Source organism: Limnohabitans sp. (assembly GCF_044373035.1).
Lineage (GTDB): Bacteria > Pseudomonadota > Gammaproteobacteria > Burkholderiales > Burkholderiaceae_C > Limnohabitans_A.
Genome location: NZ_JBILQU010000057.1, coordinates 1 through 18,194, shown reverse-complemented (window position 1 = coordinate 18,194; position 18,194 = coordinate 1). Strand labels below are relative to the sequence as shown.

Sequence of the window (18,194 nt, the reverse complement as noted above, 5' to 3'; positions counted from 1 at the left end):
GCCCGCCTTCGAGTGCGGCCACGCGTTCTTCAAGCACCGCCACCGTGGGGTTGCTCAGGCGCGAATACACATTGCCAAAGGTCTGCAGGTTGAACAGCGATGCCGCGTGCTCGGCGCTGTCAAACACGAAGCTGCTGGTTTGGTAAATGGGCAGGGCGCGTGCGCCCGTGGCCGCGTCGGGAATTTGCCCAGCATGGATGGCCAGGGTCTCGGGGTGGAATTGGCGGTCGGTCATGGTGTTGGGGTCAAAAAGTCGGTTTAAAACACGGCAATTGCATGGGCAACATGTCGGCCGAGGGACGTGACGCGTGCCTGTATTTGTAGGAGCCCACCCCGTGGGCGATCACTGGCCTCACACCAGCCGCCGCGCCGAGATGATCCCGGTGTTCACCCCCACCCAGTTCAGGCCACCAAACAGCCGGGCGTGCTCGATCTTCACGCAGCGGTTGCTCACCGAATCCAGCCCGGCTTGCCGGGCCAAGGCAACGGCCTCGGGGTTGGCCACGCCCAGTTGTTGCCACAGACAGCGCGCACCCATCTGCACCGCTTGCTCGGCAATCGGCAACACGTCTTCGGCACGGCGAAACACGTCGACCATGTCCACCTTAAATGGGATGTCGCTCAGGCTGGCATAACAGGTCTCGCCCAGCACCGGCGTGCCCGCATAGCGCGGGTTCACGGGCACGATTTTGAAGCCGTGCGACTGCATGTACTTGGCCGCGAAATAGCTGGGTCGGTGCCATTCTGCCGACAGACCCACCACCGCGATGGTGGTGCACGTTTTGAGGATGCGCCGCAGCGCCTGCAAATCGTTGTGCATCAAAGTCCTTTTGTCTTTTCAGCGTCGTTCCGTTGAAACCTCAAGCTTAAGCGGTGCAAGTTTCTTTGTAGGAGCCCACCCTGTGGGCGATGGGCGTGGAAAACGCCCCACAAGCCATCGCCCACAGGGGTGGGCTCCCACAAAACCATCAAGCCAAGTACCGAACCTGTCATCTTCATAGGGGTCAAGTTCAATACGTCACCTGCCCACTGCGCTTCATCTGCCGCGAGGCCCAGGTGGCGCACAGCGACAGTACCCCGCACACCGCCATCACGCCCAGGTAGTGGCCGCTGTGGTCAAACACCGCACCGGCCAACACCGGGCCCAACAAGTTGCCAAAAGCCGCGCCGCTGTAGAGCGTGCCTACCACGCTCGCCACCGATTTGCCGCCAAAGTAATCCATGCAAATGGCTGGCAAAAGCGACACGATGCTGCCATAACTCAGGCCAAACCACAGCGAAAAAATCATCAACAAAAACTGCCCGCCCGCTGCACCCCACAGCACATAAGACGCGCCCATGGACAGCTGCATCAGCACCAGGGTTTGCGCCCGTCCCAGCCGGTCGGCCAGCAGGCCAATGGCAAAGCGCCCGACCAGACTGCCCACGCCAATCAGGCCCACCAATCCGACCGCAAAGGCTTCACCCAGACCCAGGTCTCGCGCCGAGGCCGACACGTGCGCGAACGGGATGAACATCACGGGCGAAGCCAGCACCGTGGCCAGGTACAGCCAGCGAAACGTGGGGCTGCGCAGGGTCTCGCGCAAACTCAGGCCGGAGGCCGAGCCGCCTGATCCGCTGGACGGAGCGGCCGGTGCGCGCCGCAGCAAAGCTGCCGCCAACACACCCAGCACCAACACACCCAGCGCCAGCACCTGCATCGCCTCGCGCCAAGGCATGGGGCCAATCGCCATGGCCACCAACACCGGCACCAGCAAGGTGCCCGCGCCCACACCCGAGCTGGCAATGCCCCCTGCCAACCCGCGCCGGGTGGTGAACCAGGGTTGCACGCTGGCAATCGACGGGGTGTAGACCAGCGCAATGCCCAAACCGACCAACAAGCCGTAGCTCACGTACACCGTGAGCAAAGACGAGGCCCAACTGGTGGCCAGCAAGCCCAGCGCAATGAGTGCCATGCCCGCAGAGCACACGATGCGCGGCCCAAAGCGGTCGGCCAACATGCCGCCGCCAGCACCCATCACAAAGTAGACAAAGCCCGAGAGGCCAAAGATCCAGGACACATCGGCCCGCTGGGCCGAAAACTCAACGGCAAACGATTCAAAAAATGCCGCGAACGAATACGACACCCCAAAGATCAAGGCCAGGCACACAAAAGTGGCCCAAACCACCACCCAGGCGTAAGGGGGTTCTTTCATGGTGTCTCCTGTGTTCGCATGTTGCAAAGCATTGTGCCTTGCAAGGGGATGGTGCACCCGTGGGGTCACAAAGCCTGTGTCACACTGGCGATCATGGACCCTTCACTCGAACAAGCCCGTCAAGCCTTTGTGGCGGGCATCGAACAGTTTGAACGCCACGACTTCGAGGCGGCTGCAACGCTGTTTGAGCAGGCTTTGCAGCTGGCACCGGGCAGGCCCTCGGTGCTGATGAACCTGGGTGTGAGTTGCGTGCATCTGGGCCGCTTCAAACAGGCCGATGTGTGTTTGCGCCAAGCCTTAGACGCTGACGACTCTCAAACCGATGCCTGGATGGCCTGGGGCGTGACGCAAATGGCCTTGGGCAACTGGCCGCAAGCCTTGCACTGCCATGATCAAGCCCATGCCTTGGGGGCCGACGGGGCTGAATTTTGTTTGCGCTGGGGCCAGTGTTTGGCGCACCAAGGGCGATTGCCGCAAGCCTTGAAAGTCTTTGAGCAGGCCTTGGCGCATGACCCCGAGTTGGCCCAAGCGTGGAGCCAGCTGGCCCATGTGCAGCGCGACATGGGCCAGACTGCGCAGGCGATCGCGGGTTACCAACGGGCGATGCAGCTGGGGGCCGACCCTGAGCTGCACCGCTATTACCTGGCTGCCCTCAGCCCGGAGCAGCCCGTGGTGAATGCGCCTGCGGCGTATGTGGCAACACTGTTCGACCAATACGCCAACGACTTTGAGGCGCACCTGGTGGGCCAGCTGGGCTACCAGGGCCACCGCGTGTTGCTGGCGCAACTGCCCGTCCCCCCGGGCACGCGGTTTGAGCGGGTTTGGGATTTGGGTTGTGGCACCGGTTTGTGTGGCCACTTGGTACGTCCGCGTGCCGGGCACTTGAGCGGGGTGGACCTGTCTTCGGCCATGCTGGACAAAGCCCGCGCGCTGGGGGTGTACGACAGCCTGCATGCCCAAGAATTGGTCGATTTTATGAAGCAAGGCACCGAGCAGGTTGACCTGGTGCTGGCGGCAGATGTGTTCATCTACGTGGGACATCTGGAGGCGGTGTTTGAAGCCCTGGGCCCGCGCATGCAGCCGGGTGGCTGGCTGGCTTTCACCGTGGAAGAGTCGGACCCTGGCCTGGCCGTGCAGCTGCACAGCACGCTGCGTTATGCGCACGCCCTGCCTTACTTGCAAGGGCTGGCCGCGCAGCACGGCTGGCAGTGGGCCCACTTGCACCGCGCCCCTTTGCGGCTGGACCAGGCCAACCCCCTCATGGGCGCCTACGTGTACCTGCAAAAGACCTGATCGGGCATGCGCCCATGGTCTGAGTGTCTCAGCCGTGAACCCATAAGGTCCCGCACCAGACCGTCTGTTACCCACAAATTGAACCGCCCATGAATGGCCAGGAAGGCTACGGGGGTATTTGTAGATGGCTGTCGGACCATACAGGCCCGACCTGCGAGGGAAGGTCTAGGCTGCTCAGCGGTGGTAGGCCAGGCCCAGCGCGACGCCCCCGAACAAATCGCCTTCGACCAAGGGCACGCCGACAAACTCGGCTTGCAAGGCGTGTTGGAAAGTGCGCAAGGCCGACGAGCCGCCCGTCAGGTAGATGGCGTCCAAAGACGCATCGCTCAGGCCCGCCCGCTGCAGGCATTCACGCGCACAGGCCACGGTGCGCGCCAGCAGCTCGCGCAAGTGCAGCTGCATGTCATTCAGGCCCAAACGCACTTGCAGGTTTTTTTCGATCACGGTCAAGTTCATCGATGTGTCTGCCAACTGTACCGAGCAGCGGATCTTGGCCTGCTCCACCTCGTGCGCCATCAGGTGGCCGTGGCGCTCACTCAGGACCTGCATCAGGCGCTCGTGCAGGCGCGGGTCGCTGTAGTTGCTGAGCAGGGTTTTGGCGTGGGCGATGGCTCTGGGTTGGTATTGCCAGTGGATCAGGTGCCATGTGGCCAGATCAAAAAACACGCGGCTGGGCACCTCGCGCTGCTCGGGCCCCAAGTGCCTGTAGCCCAGCAGCGGCATGACCTGCGCCAGGTTCAGTTGCCGGTCGTAATCGGTGCCGCCAATGTGCACACCCGTGGTGGCCAAAATGTCCGCGCTGCGATCGGCTTGTTGCCTGCGCTCTGGCCCCAGGCGCACCACCGTAAAGTCCGAGGTACCGCCGCCCAAGTCCACCACCAGCAAGGTGCTTTCTTTTGTCAGGCGTTGTTCGTAGTCCAGCGCGGCCGCAATCGGCTCCAGCTGAAACGACACCTCGTCAAAACCCACCGCCTCGACCGCCTGACGCAGCGAGGCTTCGGCCTGCGCATCGCGCTCGGGGTCATCGTCCACAAAGTGTACGGGCCTGCCCATCACCACGCGGCGCGGTGCGTTGCCCAAGTGCTGTGCAGCGCGTTCGCGCAAAGTGGCCAAAAAGGTGCCGATGATGTCCTGAAAACTGATCTGCTGATGCCCGATTTGTGTGGTCTCCAGCAGCAAAGGGCTGCCCAGCAGGCTTTTCAGCGAACGCATCAAACGGCCCTCGGTGCCTTCCAGATGGTGTTGGAGAGCATCCCGTCCAAAGTGGGTGCTGTTTTCTTCGGCGTTGTAGAACACGGCCGTGGGCATGGCCATGGCCTCACTTTCAAGCGGAATCAGGCGGGCGTGGCCCTCGGGGCCGAGCCAGGCCATGGCCGAGTTGGAGGTGCCGAAATCGATGCCGAGTGTGCCGAAGGGGGAGGACATCATGAATGGGGGTTGTCAATCAGAAGGGCGCAAGCCTGGGCGTGGGACACATGCCTTGAAATGGCATGTTTTATGGACCGGGCATTTTGCCACCAAGTGCGTGAATGTCCCTTCCCTCGCAAAGATGAAAGCGTTCGCATGCGCCACCACACTGACCAAAGGTCAATAATCGTTATAAATGTCAAAAATACCATCCCCGTGTTCGGGTGAGCGAGGTTTCAAACAGCGTGGCGGCCAATCATGGGGCTCAGTGACCGGGCCCATCCGCTTGACAGCAAGGAATATCCAAGTGAAGACAACAAGAGGCGTGCTGGTTTTTTCGGCCATGGTTGCGGCTTGTTTTCAGGCTGCCGCCATCGACATCCGGTTGGGTGAGGGTGTCGAGGCCAAGTTTCATGGCGCGGTCACTTGGGGCACGCAAATCCGCACCGAATCGCCCAGTCCGGACGCTTATGCCGATTGGCCCGCCAGGGTTGTGCCCGGCACGCCCAAGGGCAACTTGCAGGGCCAGACCGGCGGTTCGAATTTGAACTTTGCCAAAGGCCAGGCCATTTCCAACGTGCTCAAGCTCGTGTGGGACCTGGACCTGAAAAAAGACAACATGGGCCTCTTTGTGCGTGGCAGAGCTTGGCACGATTTTGCCTTGGGCGAGAAAAACGCGGCCTATGGCAATTATCCCAACGGCTTTCAGCCCAACCAGCCGCTGAGTGACAAGGGGTTTGCGCCCAGCGCCCGGTTCGACAACCTTGATTTACATGAAGTCTTCGTGTACGGGCAGGTCGATGCAGGCGCTGACACACCACTCAAACTGCGTCTGGGCCGCCAAGTGCTCGCGTGGGGTGGGCCACTGTTGGGCATGGGCGGCGTGAATGCGGCCATCAACCCGGCCGATGTGGCCGCCATGCTGCGGCCAGGGGCTTTGCCTTCGGAAGGTCGCTTGCCCCTGGGCATGGTGAGTGCCCAATGGGCGCCGGGCAGCCTGTGGCGTCTGGAGGGCTTTGCGGCCTACGAGTCGCGCAGCACGGTCTTGCCCGGTTGCGGCACCTTTTTCGACGTGCAGTCTTTTGCGCCGCAGGGCTGCGAATTTGCGGCCTTGGCTGGCGCGTCGGAGCAAAGCCTGCTGGCCAGTGGCGCTTATTTGCGCCGCAATGGCGATGTGAAGGCAGCCAGTACAGGCGCCTATGGCTTGTTGGTGGGCTACAAGGCCGAGCCCTGGGATGCCGATGTCAAATTCTTTGCCATGAACACGCACAGCGCCAACCCCAGCTTGCGCATGACCATCAACGCCCTCACGCCGGGTGTGCGCTCGGTCAGCTACGCCATGGTCTATCCTGAAGATGTGACTTTGCTGGGCTTGAGTTTCATCAAAAAGCTGGCCCCGACCACGCGCCTGTTGGGCGAAGTGGCTTACCGTCCGCACCAGCCCGTCACCTTGAACGCTTTTGACGTGCTGTCCAGCTTTGCCTCCCGCAGCCCGGCCTCGGTGCTGGCGCTGAACAAAGGCATCAACGCCTTGCCCGTGGGCGCCAGCTTTGACGCGTATGACCGCTTTGCCGTGACCACGGGCAGCTTGGGCGTGGACACGGTGTTTCCAAAAACCCTGGGCGCAGAGCGCATCAGCTTGATGGCCGAAGTCGGCGTCAGCCAGGTGCGGGGTTTGCCTGATCCTTCTGTGTTGCGTTACGGCCGACCCGTGGGCTACAACGGGGCAGCCTACACCGGGGGCCCCGCCTGTGTGGATGCCGTGCCCGGCAAGACCTGCACCAGTGACGGCTACATTTCATCGAGCGCCTGGGGTCTGAGAATGCTGGCTTCGGCCCGATATGCCCCGGCCGGTTCGGGCATCACCTGGACGCCTTCTTTGTTGTGGGCCCGGGATGTCCGGGGCTACGCTTACGACGGTGCTTACTCAGAAGGTCGAACCCTGCTGCGCCCTGCCTTGCGCGCGGAGTTCGGGCAGCATTATTTTGGCGAGCTTCAGTACCACCGCTACAGCGGTGGCCGATACAACCTGCAGATCGACCGCGACCATGCCAGTCTGGTGGCGGGTGTCCGATTTTGAAGGGGCTGCCAAATGCTGGGCATCGACGACATGCTGAACGATGCACATGGTGTGATCAGCGGCGGTTGAAATACTGCCGCATTTCAGCCAGCGTTTTGGATTCTTTCAGTGGCAAGTTCGCCACCTTGGAGGGTGACGAACCTGGGAAAAGATCTTCCTTGCTGAGGTTGTACTTTTCCATGAGCGCCGTGATTTGTGCCGTGCCTGCTTCAATTTCTTCATGACGCAATCGGGCTTGCTCCAACTCGGCGGCCATTCTTCTGGCCGCGTCCATTGACTGGGCAATTTTCAAATCCAGTTCGGCTTTTTGTTGTTGCAATTCTTGAAAAGAAGCCATGGTGTCAGTCCTGAAAAAATAAGCACAAGGTGGACTGGAATCTAACCCTTGGCCCTGTGGGTTTTCACACCAAAATTCATAGAAGCGCACAGATCCTCACAAAGGAACGGCCTGTTGTTGTATTGACGCCGTGAAAGCTCACAATTGCTCTCACTTCAGGCGTCAAATCCACTGCCTTTTCACTGGGTTGCGGTTTTATCAAGCCCAAGCTCCTATGATTTGGCCAAACCATGAAGTGCCTGCTCTCTCTGTTGTTATTGTTGTTTTGCCAAGTGTCTGTGCTTGCGGCTGAAACACGCTTTCGGCTCGACACCGCGTTCCACCACGAAGAGTCGTCAACCCTGACCCTGGAAGCGGCGCAGTTGCTGGACTTCAAACCTTATCAAGGTGATCTTCGAAGGGGGTTCGTGAAGGGCGAGACCTGGATCCGACTGCAAATACAGGCGAGCGCATCGGCGGGCGATGCGGCACTGACACCGCCCATGGCGCATTTGGTTCTCAGGGTGGGCCCCTACTACCTGGATCAGCTGACGTTTTATGCGACACAAAATGGGCAATGGGTGGTGCAGCAAGGCGGAGACCGCTTTGCCAAGACACGTGAAAAGTGCCCGGATGACCTGTACTGTTTTTCGGTCGACGTGCCGACAGGCAAGCCGCTCACCGCGTATTTAAAAATACAGACCGACACGGTCAGGGCGGTTCAGGCCACCCTCGTGTCTCCTGACGAGGTGATGCCCGATGCCATAGGGCGTATCCAGCAGATGACGGCGTCTTTGACCTTGGGGGTCGCCGTGCTGGTGCTCTCGCTCGCCTTTCTGTTTCTGGAACGTTCGGTCGTGCTGCATGTGTTTTGCGGGTTTCAGGCGTCAGTGGTGTTCTTGATTGTTGCCAACACCGGTCTGTTGGCGCAGTGGTTGCCGATGCTGGCGGCCGAAACCGTCAATCACATGACCAACTTGGGGCAAGTCATCCGCGTGGCTTTCACGATCTTGCTGGGTTGGGTAACCCTGCGGGCGTGCAGTCCTGCGCCCTTCTATCTCAGAGCAGTGGTGGCCATGTTGATGGTCTGTGGTGCGAACCTTGTGTGTCTGATGGCGGGACGCGCAGATTGGGCCTTGAAGCTCAATTTCGGTGTGATGTGGGTGAATTCAATGGTGCAGTTGTGGGGCGTGTTTTCATCACAAAATTTCCCGCCCAAATTGCGAATGATCTTGTTGACAGGCTGGTCGATATTTTTTATTTTCACCACGCTGGGTCTTTTTGCAAGTTTCGGATTTTCGGACGTTTTTGAGCAAATCGACTTGCTGCAATCCGTTGGAGACTGGCGGCTCAATGGGGTGCCCATTGGCCTGGTTATTTTTTGGATTGTGGCGACTGAAAAATCCAACCGCAAGGTCGAGGAATTGAAACAGTTGCAGGGCTTTCAGATGGAGGCCGCGCAGTCCAAAGCCAACCAAGAAAAACTCAAGGAACGCAGAGAGCTGATTGACATGCTGACCCATGAGTTGAAGACGCCGTTGAGCACCATCAAATTTGCCCTGGCCTCACTGAAGATGGCCGCCAAAGGACAAGGAGATTCGATTGAGCGTGTCCAGCGCATCGATGCTTCTGTGAACCGAATGGATGCGATGATCGAGCATGTGGCCTTGTCCAACAAAATTGAGCGCCACGATGTGCGCGATTCTGCGGAAAAGATTTCGGCGCAGGAATTGATGAACGTGGTCATGCAGGAATATCAAGATGCAGACCGATTTGAATTGCGCATTCAAGAGGGCGCATTTTTTCGTGCCGACCCGCATTTTTTGGCCCTCATTGTGGAAAACCTGGTCAGCAACGCTGTCAAATATTCAACCGATGGAAAAATCCAAATCACCATTGGCCATGAAACACCCGGCATGACCTGCTTCAGCATCAGCAACCGTGTGGCCAAGGAGAGCCTGCCCGACGAAAACCGGTTGTTTGAGCGTTACTACCGTCACCCCAATTTCCAGAACCACCCCGGCATGGGCATTGGCTTGAGTCTGGTCCATTCGGCGGCCGAAAAAATGGGTGCCACCGTCAGCTATCTGCATACAGACCAGGAAGTGGTTTTTGAAGTCAGGATCCCGCATTGAACCCCCCTATTTCGTTAGAGGCCGCAGATTCGAATTCGCCCCTGGTGGTGGCCTTGGTGGAGGATGACCGCTTGCTGCGCGAGGAGATTGAAGTGCACTTGACGGCGCACGGTTTTCAGGTGCATGCCGCCAACAGCGCGATGGGCTTGGATGATCTGACTGCCCGCGTTGCATTTGACCTTTATCTGATCGACCTGAACTTGCCTGGAGAAAATGGCTTGAGCCTTTGTCGCCGGGTGCGGGCATCGCGACCGGATGCCGGCATCGTGATCATGACCGCCCGGGTCGCGTTGAACGATCGGATCGCGGGTTACAAACAAGGCGGGGCCGATTTTTACCTGACCAAACCCGTGTCGCCGGACGAACTGGTGTTGGTGTTGCTCAATCTGGGACGCCGTTTGAAACAGGCGCAGACGACCAAAGCGTGGTCGCTCAGTTTGCGTGACCGCACTTTGCAGGGGCCAGACCTGACTCAAAAGTTGCGTTTGACCAGCAAGGAGAAAACCATTTTGCTGGCGCTGGTGCAGGCCAAAGACAACACCATGCAGTCGGGCACTTTGTGCGATTTGTTCGCTGACGAGGATGACGACAGCTCGATGAGCAAGCACGCCCTCGAAGAAATGATTGCCAGGTTGCGCAAAAAATTCAAAAGCGTACAGGCCGAAGGCGATGAGCCGGCCATCAAATCGGTTTGGGGTGTGGGGTACCAGCTGTGTGTTCGGATCCTGTTTGTTCATTGAGGGCCGCCCATGCGTGACAGGTCGATTGACAAAATCCGTCATGTGGCACTGTTTTGGTATAGATTCGGTAGGTTTTAAAAGCCCAAGCCCATGACCGACACCACCCCTGCCGTAGAACCCCGTCCCGAATTGCCTGACCGCCTGTCCATCGACGTGCGCAGCCCGCACCATGTGCGCGCCGTGTTCGAGCACGACATCGGCATCCGTTTCAATGGCAAGGAACGCAACGATGTCGAGGAATACTGCATCAGCGAAGGCTGGGTGCGTGTGCCTGCAGGCAAAACGCTGGACCGCAAAGGTCAGCCCTTGCTGATCAAAATCAAAGGCACGGTCGAAGCGTTTTACCGCTGAGTCTTGTGGCAGCGTTCACGGGGGCGTACGTCGCTGTAACGCTTCAAACGAGATCAATTCCCCCGCCAAAGCGCTCGCCATCACTGTGGGCGGGCTGGCCAGCCAGACCTGTCCCGGGCCTGAGCGACCCGGAAAATTGCGGTTGATCGCGCTCACGGTGACCTGCGCCGCATCGGTCGATGAACCCGGCCCGCAGTTGGCGCAGGCTCCGCAAGAGGGCTGCAAAATCCGCACGCCCAAAGCGGCGAAAGTCTTGTCATAGCCTTGGGCCAAGCAGTAATCACGCACGGCGGTGGTGCCGTACTGCAAAAACACTTGCACGCCTTCAGGCACCTTCAGGCCGTTTTTCAGACCCCAAGAAAGCACCCTGTGGTAGTGGTCAAAGTCTTCGCGCTTGCCCGCTGTGCACGAGCCGCCATAGGCGATGTCGATCTGCACGCGCTCGGGCAAGTCCACCAGCGCTAAGCCCTGACCGGGGTCACCGGGTCGCGCCACCATAGGGCCCAGAGTGGACAGGTTCACCGCCATGTGGTGGGTGTAATGCGCGCCATCGTCGCTGTGCATCCAGTCCTCGATCACCGCGTCCACACCGCGCCGTTCGCGCAGAAAGCGCAGGGTTTCGGCATCGGGCGCTACGATGCCGGTCAGCCCGCCCAGTTCGGCGCACATGTTGGTAAGGGTGGTGCGTTCGTCGGTGCTCAAGTGGGCAATGCCCTCGCCCGCAAACTCGAACACCTTGCCCACCCCGGTGCCGCTGCGGATGTAGGGCGTGGCCAGCAGGTGCAGCATCAGGTCTTTGGCGGTCACGCCCGCAGGCAGTTGGCCTTGCAGCTCGACGCGCACACACTCGGGCAGGGTCACGCGCACCGCGCCGGTCACAAAGGCATTGGCCATGTCGGTGGTGCCCACACCAAAGGCCACACAACCCAAAGCACCACTGTGCGGCGTGTGTGAATCGGTGCCCACCACCACCTGGCCGGGCAGGGCGTAGTGCTCGGCCACCATGGCGTGCGAGATGCCGGCCACGTTGTGGCCGTCGTCCAACAGCACTTCGGCTTCGGTCAGGGTGCGGTGCATGCGCAGGCCGTGGCGCGCGGCAAAGTTGCGCTGCGCCTGCCGCATGGCGTGCATGTTGGCGATCAAGCCACCACGCACATGGGCCGGGCTTTCATCGACATACGAGGTGTGGTCTTCAAACACCACGATCTGCTCCGGGCGTTGCAGCGTGAAGTGCTCGCCCAGTGCGCCGCGCATCAACGTGTTGGCCATGCTGGTGTAGTACTCGTGGATGAATCGCCAGTCTGCCTGCACGAACAAGCCGTCGCCGGGCTGTGGCTGCTCGGGGGTGTGGGGGGCCGTCAGGCGGTGGCGCATGAGGATTTTTTCAAACAGCGTTTGAGGGCCGTTTGCTTTGCTGGCGACCGATCGCGTGCGGTCTTCCTCGCAGGAGCCCACCCCCGTGGGCGAATGTGCGCCCGACAAAAACCGTTGCCCCCAGCGCAGCAAACCACCCGCTTCCAAAACCGAAGCGGCCAACGCCTCGCGCCCTTGCACCAGATCGGCCAGCGTGATGTGCTCCCCCCGCTCAATGCGCGCCAGCAGACCGAAATCGGTCGAGGTGAACAGGCCAATGTTGTCGGCGTTCTGGCGGTAGATGCGCTCAAAACTCTCGGCGATGACCAGCTGCACACCTGCCAGCTTCTCGGCGGTGGGGCTGTGCTCGCGCGACGAGCCCTTGCCGTAGCGCCTTCCAGCCACCAGCACCGCAAACCCCGCTTGCCTGAGTGCCCGGCGTTCGATGGGGCTGTCTTGGCCGCAGCGCAGCCCGGTGTGGGCAAAGTCGCCCAAGCTGTCGTCGTCATGGCTCATGATGTGCACGGGCGTGATCTCGTCGGTCGAGACATCGTCGCGCAGCGGCCCGGCCTGTTCAAGGGTCAGGGTCTCGCCCGCCAGTTGGCGGCGAATCAGGCCAGGGTCTTGGCTGAGGTAAAGAATCTTGCCGTGGAAGGTGTTCATGGGCGGGTGGTCGTGTGCGTGAGGCAAGCTTCACCCCGAAGTCATAGGGAAAATTGAATTCTATGAGCGATCCAAGCCATTAAACTCTTCGCAACCCTCTTAAAGGACATTGGACATGACTGTATTTTCTTGGCCCGAACGCGTGACGGTCCGCGAAGTGGGCCTGCGCGATGGCTTGCAAAGCATTGCCCGCACCCTGCCCACTGCACAAAAACTGCAGTGGATTCAAGGCGCTTACGACGCGGGCATCCGCGAGATCGAAGTCGGCTCCGTTGTACCCCCCAAATTGCTGCCCCAACTGGCCGACACCGCCGAGTTGGTGGCCTTTGCCAAAACCCTGCCGGGCCTGGTCGTGTCGGTGCTGGTGCCCAACCTGAAGGGGGCCGAACGCGCCATGGACAGTGGCGCCAATTGGATGCTGCTGCCGCTGTCTGCCAGCCACGCTCACAGTCTGGCCAATTTGCGCAAAGCGCCGGATGACGTGGTGGCCGAGATCGGGGCCATCGTGGAGGCTCGCCGGGCACGGGGTTCCAACATCCGCATCGAAGTGGGCATGAGCACCGCGTTCGGCTGCACGCTTCAGGGGCAGGTGGCCGTCGATGAAGTGCTGCGATTGCTCCAGGCGGTCGTCGCTTTGGGCGTGGACCGCGTCGGCTTGGCTGACACCGTGGGCTATGCCGATCCGCGCCAGGTGGGCGAGCTGTTTGCCAAAGCCCGCGAGGTGGCGGGCGACAAGCTCGGCTGCGGACATTTTCATGACACGCGGGGCTTGGGGCTGGCCAACGTGATGGCCGCGCTGCAAGCGGGCGAGACCCGGTTTGACGCGTGCTTGGCCGGCATTGGCGGCTGCCCGCATGCGCCCGGGGCCAGCGGCAATGTGGCCACCGAAGACCTGACTTATTTGATGGCCAGCATGGGCATCGACACCGGCATTGATTTCGGTCAACTCATGGCTTTGCGCGCCCAGGTGGCGCAATGGCTTGCAGGCGAGAGCCTGCACGGTTCGATCGCGCAGGCGGGTTTGCCCAAGACCCTGCGCCCTGAAGAAATAGCGGCATGAACAATTCCGACAAGAAACTCCCGCTCGAAGGCCTGCGCGTCGTCGAGTTCACCCACATGGTCATGGGCCCAACTTGCGGCATGGTGTTGGCCGACATGGGGGCCGAGGTCATCAAGGTCGAGCCGATCGAGGGCGACCGCACACGGCATTTGTTGGGCTCGGGCGTGGGCTTTTTCCCCATGTTCAACCGCAACAAGAAGAGCATCCAGATCAACCTGCAAAGCCCCGAAGGGGCCGAGCTGGCGCGCCGCCTGTGCGCCACGGCCGACGTGGTGGCCGAAAATTTCAAGCCCGGCTCCATGGCCAAGTACGGTCTGGACTACGCCAGCCTGTCGGCCGCCAACCCCAAGATCATTTACGCCAGCCTCAAAGGCTTTTTGCCCGGGCCGTATGACCACCGCACCGCGCTCGACGAGGTGGTGCAGATGATGGGGGGCCTGGCCTACATGACGGGCCGCCCCGGCGACCCGCTGCGCGCAGGCACCAGCGTGAACGACATCATGGGCGGCATGTTCGGCGCGATTGGTGTGCTGGGCGCACTCATTCAGCGCGGCATCACCGGGCGCGGGCAAGAGATCCAGTCGGCGCTCTTTGAGAACAACGTGTTTCTGGTCGGCCAGCACATGCTGCAGTTCGCCATCACTGGCAAAGCGGCCGAGCCCATGCCCAACCGCATCTCGGCCTGGGCGGTGTACGACGTGTTCACCGTCAAGAACGGCGAGCAGATCTTTTTGGCGGCAGTGAGCGACGCGCAGTGGGCCACTTTTTGTGATGTGCTGGGTTTTGCCGACCTCAAGGCCGATCCCCGATTCAGCGACAACAACGCACGCGTGACTTTCCGTGCCGAATTGTTGCCCGATCTGCGCAGCCGCCTGGAGGCCTTCAGCGCCCCCGAGTTGACCGCGATTTTCGAAAAAGCCGGCCTGCCCTTTGCACCCATCGTCAAGCCTGAAGAGTTGTTTGACGACCCGCACTTGAACGCCACCGGAGGTCTCGCCGATGTGCGACTGACCGATGGCCCCAAGGCGGGTCAGACGGCCCGAGCGGCGCTCTTTCCCTTCACCATGGACGGGCAACGTCTGGGTGTGCGCCACCAGCCGCCCCATCAAGGTGAAAATACCGATGAACTGCTGAAAAGCTTGGGCCTGAGTGATGCAGAGATCGAGCGCTTGCGCTCGCTCAAGGCCGTGGCTTGAGTCAACGCAGTCGCATGTTGTAAATTACCCCTTCCCACCCTAAAAAAGAAAGAGACATTCCATGAAACAAAACTTCACACGCCGCGCCGCATTGGCCGCTTTGTCATCGGCCGCTGCGGCGGCATTTCCGGGACTGTCGTTGGCGCAAGCCGACCGCCCCGTCAAATTCATCTTGCCCAACGCCACGGGCTCGGGCGTAGACGCCATCACGCGCGCCGCCGCGCCTGCCTTGGGCAAGGCTTTGGGCGCCAATGTGGTGGTGGAAAACCAAGCCGGTGCCAGTGGCGTCATCGGTTTGCAGGCCATGGCCAAGAACCCGCCCGATGGCTTGACCTTGTCGGTGGTGTCCAACAACGTGGTGATTTTCCCCAGCGTCATCAAAAACCTCCCCTTTGAAATGCCGGGCGATTTCACGCCGATTGCGGTGCTGGGCGCCACGCCACTGGTGTTGGTGGCCAACCCGCAAAAAATGCCCACCAGCAGCAGCCGTGAATTCATTGCCGCCCTGCGTGCCAAGCCGGATGGTTACAACTTCGGCTCTGGCGGTACGGGGACGATCTTGCATTTGGCCGCCGAGATGTTCGTGGACGAAGCCCGTGTCAAGGCGCGCCATATCCCTTACAAAGGCGTGGGCCCCATGGTCACCGACTTGTTGGGGGGTCAAATTGACTTTGCAGTGTTGGCCTTGCCCAGTGTGCAACAGCACATCAAGAGTGGCGCGCTCAAGGCGGTGGGCATGTGCGGTGACAAGCGCAGTGCCGCTGCGCCAGACATTCCTACTTTTGCGGAGCAGGGCTTGCCCACTTACGTGATCGATGCCTGGTTTGGCGTGCTCGGCCCCAAGGGCATGAGCGCTGCCACGGTAAAAAAGGTCAACGATGCCCTGGTGCAGGCCTTCAACGACCCGGCCGTCAAGGAAACCATGGCCAAGCAAGGCAACACGATCGCCATCAGCACGCCCGAGCACGCTCAGCGCATCTTCCGCAGTGAAATGGAGCGCTTTGCCGCGCTGGTCAAGAAAGTCGGCATCGAGCCGCAATAAGGCCAACGGGTTCGTCGCTTGACATTTGAGGCTCAGGCGACGACCATCAGCCCATGGCCATCCAGGTATTGATTTTCGGCATCCACCTCGCCCGCAGCACGCGGGGCAAGCCCTGCGCACCGCCGCAGGGTTTTTAAACATCCCCCCCGTTTCGTTTGACCGATATCAATTCGGGCCATGCGCATCCTGCAGCGTGGCCTCGTTCCCTGCTGGAGATTTTCATGGCCGATTTGTTTGACAACCCCATGGGCCTGTGCGGCTTCGAGTTCGTCGAGTTTGCATCCCCCACCCCCCACACCCTGGAGCCGCTGTTCGAGCAGATGGGCTTCTCGCTGGTGGCCAAGCACCGATCCAAAGACGTGGTGCTCTACCGCCAGGGCGACATCAACTTCATCGTCAACCGCGAGCCCAAAAGCCTGGCCGGTTACTTTGCCGCCGAGCACGGCCCTTGCGCCTGCGCGCTCGCATTTCGCGTCAAAGACTCGCACAAGGCGTATGCGCGAGCCCTTGAGCTGGGCGCACAACCGGTGGATGTGCCTACCGGCCCCATGGAGCTGCGCCTGCCCGCCATCAAAGGCATTGGCGGCGCGCCCTTGTATTTGATCGACCGTTTTGAAGACGGCAAAAGCATCTACGACATCGACTTTGAATTCATCGACGGTGTGGACCGCCACCCGCCGGGCCACGGCCTCAAGCTCATCGACCACATGACGCACAACGTCTACAAAGGGCGCATGGCGTACTGGAGCGGCTTTTATGAAAAGCTATTCAACTTTCAAGAGATCCGCTACTTTGACATCAAGGGCGAATACACCGGCCTGACCAGCCAGGCCATGATGGCGCCGGACGGCATGATCCGCATCCCGCTGAACGAAGAGTCGGGCAAGACTGGCGGGCAGATCGAAGAATTTTTGATGCAGTTCAACGGCGAAGGCATCCAGCACATTGCGCTGCTGACCGATGACCTCTTGAAAAGCGTGGACGCGCTGCAGATGGCCGGCATCCCGCTCATGACCGCGCCCAACGACATCTATTACGAGATGCTCGAAGAACGCCTGCCGGGCCACGGCGAGCCTGTGGCCGAATTGCAGGCACGCGGCATTTTGATGGACGGCTCCACCGCCAATGGCGAGAAGCGCCTGCTGCTGCAAATCTTCAGCCAAACCCTGCTGGGCCCCGTGTTCTTTGAATTCATCCAGCGCAAGGCCGACGAAGGCTTTGGCGAAGGCAACTTCAAAGCGCTGTTTGAAAGCCTGGAGCGCGACCAGATTCGGCGGGGGGCGATTGTGGTGGAGTGAGTGGGCAACTGAACAGGATGGTAGAGCGTTGACTGCTTTTTCAGAACGACGTGCCTTCCGTCTTTGAAGGTGCCCGTGAGCTTCAGTGACGATGAACGCCTGGGAATCGTTAACGCTCTGTGTAAAATCCACCTTGGTAGTCACTTCTGACTACCCTTGAATGGAGCTTGTCATGCCCGCTGTTCCTGCCAGCATCCCCACCAGCCTGAAGCTGCCCAGCGCGCTCAAACTTCAGCTCGAAGAAGATGCCAAGCAAATGGGCATGAGCCTGCACGCTTTCATGGTGAGCACGCTGGCCGAGGCCGCGCAGCGCAAGCGCTTGCGGCAAACATTTGCACAAGACTCGGCCGATGCACTGGCCGTCATGAAGGCCACCGGTAAAGGCCATGCACTGGACGATGTTCGTCTTTATTTTTCTCAACTCAAAGAACATCGTCAGGGGAAAAGCGCACCGCCTGCAACCTTGCAGCCGAAAAAAATGGGCTGAGGTGTGAGCACCGTATTTCTAAGCCCAGCGTCATTCCAAGATTTGGTGCGCCTGGAAACGTTTTTGCACGAATCCGAAGACCCATTGGCTGGAGAACTGCTCGACTTCATCCTGGATGCCTTGCAAGTGTTGACCCATCAACCCGGCATTGGCCGCCCGGTGGAAGGTGGTTTGCGTGAGCTGATCATCTCTCGCAGGCGCAGCGGCTATCTGGCGCGCTATGCATGGGACGATGCCCTGGACCGGGTCATGGTGGCCCGTATTCGTCACCATCGCGAAGCGGGGTATCAAGATGATGACATTTGAAGTGGTTCAATCCGGTGTGTTTGAATCAAGCTTTTCGAACCAGACTGCAAGCCATGGAAAGACCAGCCAAACACGGATGCACCGAGATTCCTGGAGTCGTCATGGCCTCGCGTCGCAGCTTGTTGCAATGCACCTTGATGCTTGTTGGCGGGTGGGGCGGCAGTTTGGCTGCTCAAACAGCGTACCCGCAAAAACCCATCAAATTCATTGTGCCTTTTGCGGCGGGGGGGTCTGCCGACACGGTGGCCCGTTTGTTGTCGGAGCGGCTTGGG

General features: G+C 60.3%; 17 protein-coding genes. 11 read left to right on the top strand and 6 right to left on the bottom strand.

Translation table 11 applies throughout. The features are described from left to right. The 3 genes from ACIQ47_RS09810 to ACIQ47_RS09800 form a co-directional block, all read right to left on the bottom strand. Nucleotides 1-235, bottom strand: a 235-nt coding sequence (locus ACIQ47_RS09810) for a PLP-dependent transferase (protein ID WP_396437956.1), incomplete at its 3' end; no start/stop codon positions are given. 117 nt (nt 236-352) lie between these two features. Next, nucleotides 353-820 (bottom strand): CoA-binding protein, encoded by a 468-nt coding sequence (locus ACIQ47_RS09805; protein WP_396437955.1) that lies wholly within the window; start codon nt 818-820, stop codon nt 353-355. Between the two features lie 190 nt (nt 821-1,010). Continuing rightward, on the bottom strand, nt 1,011-2,195 hold the full coding sequence (locus ACIQ47_RS09800) for an MFS transporter (RefSeq protein WP_396437954.1): 1,185 nt from the start codon (nt 2,193-2,195) through the stop codon (nt 1,011-1,013). 93 nt (nt 2,196-2,288) lie between these two features. On the opposite strand from ACIQ47_RS09800, the gene ACIQ47_RS09795 reads away from it, so the two are divergent. Then, nucleotides 2,289-3,488: a tetratricopeptide repeat protein gene (locus ACIQ47_RS09795; protein WP_396437953.1), complete on the top strand. Its 1,200-nt coding sequence runs from the start codon at nt 2,289-2,291 to the stop codon at nt 3,486-3,488. Between the two features lie 174 nt (nt 3,489-3,662). On the opposite strand, the gene ACIQ47_RS09790 is transcribed toward ACIQ47_RS09795, so the two are convergent. Further along, the gene (locus ACIQ47_RS09790) at nt 3,663-4,916 is read right to left on the bottom strand and encodes an Hsp70 family protein (protein WP_396437952.1); all 1,254 of its coding nucleotides are present in this window, start codon (nt 4,914-4,916) and stop codon (nt 3,663-3,665) included. Nucleotides 4,917-5,202: 286 nt separating this feature from the next. On the opposite strand from ACIQ47_RS09790, the gene ACIQ47_RS09785 reads away from it, so the two are divergent. Beyond that, nucleotides 5,203-6,975, top strand: a complete 1,773-nt coding sequence (locus ACIQ47_RS09785; RefSeq protein ID WP_396437951.1) for a DUF1302 domain-containing protein — start codon at nt 5,203-5,205, stop codon at nt 6,973-6,975. Nucleotides 6,976-7,030: 55 nt separating this feature from the next. On the opposite strand, the gene ACIQ47_RS09780 is transcribed toward ACIQ47_RS09785, so the two are convergent. Continuing rightward, on the bottom strand, nt 7,031-7,402 hold the full coding sequence (locus ACIQ47_RS09780) for a hypothetical protein (RefSeq protein ID WP_396437950.1): 372 nt from the start codon (nt 7,400-7,402) through the stop codon (nt 7,031-7,033). A gap of 182 nt (nt 7,403-7,584) precedes the next feature. On the opposite strand from ACIQ47_RS09780, the gene ACIQ47_RS09775 reads away from it, so the two are divergent. The 3 genes from ACIQ47_RS09775 (at nt 7,585) to ACIQ47_RS09765 (ending at nt 10,517) form a co-directional block, all read left to right on the top strand. Beyond that, on the top strand, nt 7,585-9,426 hold the full coding sequence (locus ACIQ47_RS09775) for an ATP-binding protein (RefSeq protein WP_396437949.1): 1,842 nt from the start codon (nt 7,585-7,587) through the stop codon (nt 9,424-9,426). Beyond that, the gene (locus ACIQ47_RS09770) at nt 9,423-10,166 is read left to right on the top strand and encodes a response regulator transcription factor (RefSeq protein ID WP_396437948.1); all 744 of its coding nucleotides are present in this window, start codon (nt 9,423-9,425) and stop codon (nt 10,164-10,166) included. The genes ACIQ47_RS09775 and ACIQ47_RS09770 overlap by 4 nt, the downstream gene beginning before the upstream one ends. Nucleotides 10,167-10,256: 90 nt before the next feature. Beyond that, nucleotides 10,257-10,517: a DUF3297 family protein gene (locus ACIQ47_RS09765; RefSeq protein ID WP_396437947.1), complete on the top strand. Its 261-nt coding sequence runs from the start codon at nt 10,257-10,259 to the stop codon at nt 10,515-10,517. Between the two features lie 15 nt (nt 10,518-10,532). Here the strand turns inward: ACIQ47_RS09765 and ACIQ47_RS09760 are convergent, their stop codons facing one another. Continuing rightward, entirely contained in the window at nt 10,533-12,533 is a 2,001-nt protein-coding gene (locus ACIQ47_RS09760) for an aconitase family protein (RefSeq protein WP_396437946.1), read from the bottom strand. A 115-nt stretch (nt 12,534-12,648) separates the two neighbouring features. Here ACIQ47_RS09760 and ACIQ47_RS09755 point away from each other — a divergent pair, with 115 nt between their 5' ends. The 6 genes from ACIQ47_RS09755 (at nt 12,649) to ACIQ47_RS09730 (ending at nt 17,922) form a co-directional block, all read left to right on the top strand. Further along, entirely contained in the window at nt 12,649-13,593 is a 945-nt protein-coding gene (locus ACIQ47_RS09755) for a hydroxymethylglutaryl-CoA lyase (RefSeq protein WP_396437945.1), read from the top strand. Beyond that, a complete protein-coding gene (locus ACIQ47_RS09750) occupies nt 13,590-14,789 on the top strand; it encodes a CaiB/BaiF CoA transferase family protein (protein ID WP_396437944.1) in 1,200 nt (399 codons plus the stop codon). The genes ACIQ47_RS09755 and ACIQ47_RS09750 overlap by 4 nt, the downstream gene beginning before the upstream one ends. 61 nt (nt 14,790-14,850) lie before the next feature. Further along, a complete protein-coding gene (locus ACIQ47_RS09745; protein WP_396437943.1) occupies nt 14,851-15,831 on the top strand; it encodes a Bug family tripartite tricarboxylate transporter substrate binding protein in 981 nt (326 codons plus the stop codon). A 221-nt stretch (nt 15,832-16,052) separates the two neighbouring features. Beyond that, the gene (gene hppD, locus ACIQ47_RS09740; RefSeq protein WP_396437942.1) at nt 16,053-17,129 is read left to right on the top strand and encodes a 4-hydroxyphenylpyruvate dioxygenase; all 1,077 of its coding nucleotides are present in this window, start codon (nt 16,053-16,055) and stop codon (nt 17,127-17,129) included. Nucleotides 17,130-17,301: 172 nt separating this feature from the next. Continuing rightward, a complete protein-coding gene (locus ACIQ47_RS09735; protein ID WP_396437941.1) occupies nt 17,302-17,616 on the top strand; it encodes a hypothetical protein in 315 nt (104 codons plus the stop codon). A 3-nt stretch (nt 17,617-17,619) separates the two neighbouring features. Continuing rightward, nucleotides 17,620-17,922 carry a type II toxin-antitoxin system RelE/ParE family toxin gene (locus tag ACIQ47_RS09730; protein WP_396437940.1) on the top strand — a complete coding sequence of 101 codons (303 nt, stop codon included), beginning with the start codon at nt 17,620-17,622 and terminating at the stop codon, nt 17,920-17,922. The last annotated feature ends 272 nt before the right edge of the window (nt 17,923-18,194 follow it).

Excerpts from the sequence above, each read along its gene's own strand:
- ACIQ47_RS09805 (WP_396437955.1), bottom strand. The coding sequence starts at position 820 with ATGCACAACGATTTGCAGGCGCTGCGGCGCATCCTCAAAACGTGCACC.
- ACIQ47_RS09800 (WP_396437954.1), bottom strand. The coding sequence starts at position 2,195 with ATGAAAGAACCCCCTTACGCCTGGGTGGTGGTTTGGGCCACTTTTGTG.
- ACIQ47_RS09795 (WP_396437953.1), top strand. The coding sequence starts at position 2,289 with ATGGACCCTTCACTCGAACAAGCCCGTCAAGCCTTTGTGGCGGGCATC.
- ACIQ47_RS09790 (WP_396437952.1), bottom strand. The coding sequence starts at position 4,916 with ATGATGTCCTCCCCCTTCGGCACACTCGGCATCGATTTCGGCACCTCC.
- ACIQ47_RS09765 (WP_396437947.1), top strand. The coding sequence starts at position 10,257 with ATGACCGACACCACCCCTGCCGTAGAACCCCGTCCCGAATTGCCTGAC.
- ACIQ47_RS09760 (WP_396437946.1), bottom strand. The coding sequence starts at position 12,533 with ATGAACACCTTCCACGGCAAGATTCTTTACCTCAGCCAAGACCCTGGC.
- ACIQ47_RS09755 (WP_396437945.1), top strand. The coding sequence starts at position 12,649 with ATGACTGTATTTTCTTGGCCCGAACGCGTGACGGTCCGCGAAGTGGGC.
- ACIQ47_RS09750 (WP_396437944.1), top strand. The coding sequence starts at position 13,590 with ATGAACAATTCCGACAAGAAACTCCCGCTCGAAGGCCTGCGCGTCGTC.
- ACIQ47_RS09745 (WP_396437943.1), top strand. The coding sequence starts at position 14,851 with ATGAAACAAAACTTCACACGCCGCGCCGCATTGGCCGCTTTGTCATCG.
- hppD (WP_396437942.1), top strand. The coding sequence starts at position 16,053 with ATGGCCGATTTGTTTGACAACCCCATGGGCCTGTGCGGCTTCGAGTTC.
- ACIQ47_RS09735 (WP_396437941.1), top strand. The coding sequence starts at position 17,302 with ATGCCCGCTGTTCCTGCCAGCATCCCCACCAGCCTGAAGCTGCCCAGC.